Genomic DNA, 281 nt, shown 5'->3' with positions numbered 1-281 from the left:
GTGCGCGCGGTGCTCGACGACCTCGCCGGTCAGGCCCGCTCCTGGCTCTCCGCCCAGGGGGACCACGAGATCGGACCGGTCCGGATGGAGGCCTCCGCCGACCTCAGTTACCTGGGCCAGGCCCATGAGCTGCGCGTGGGCCTGGGGGAGGGAGACCCCGCCGTCCTGGACACCGCGTCCTTGGCGGAGGCCTCCATCCGGACCGGTCCGATCTCGTGGTCCCCCTGGGCGGAGAGCCAGGAGCGGGCCTGACCGGCGAGGTCGTCGAGCACCGCGCGCAC

The 281-nt window shown here is 74.4% G+C and carries 1 protein-coding gene; it reads left to right on the top strand.

Features of this window, described 5'->3' with window-relative positions; genetic code table 11:
• Positions 1-252: hypothetical protein (locus DSY14_RS28515; protein ID WP_211719656.1), on the top strand; the 252-nt coding region annotated here is incomplete at its 5' end.
• Positions 253-281: the final 29 nt, after the last annotated feature.

The sequence above is a fragment of the Nocardiopsis sp. MG754419 genome, from assembly GCF_018207095.1.
GTDB lineage: Bacteria > Actinomycetota > Actinomycetes > Streptosporangiales > Streptosporangiaceae > Nocardiopsis.
This window is presented reverse-complemented; position numbering and strand designations above follow the sequence as displayed.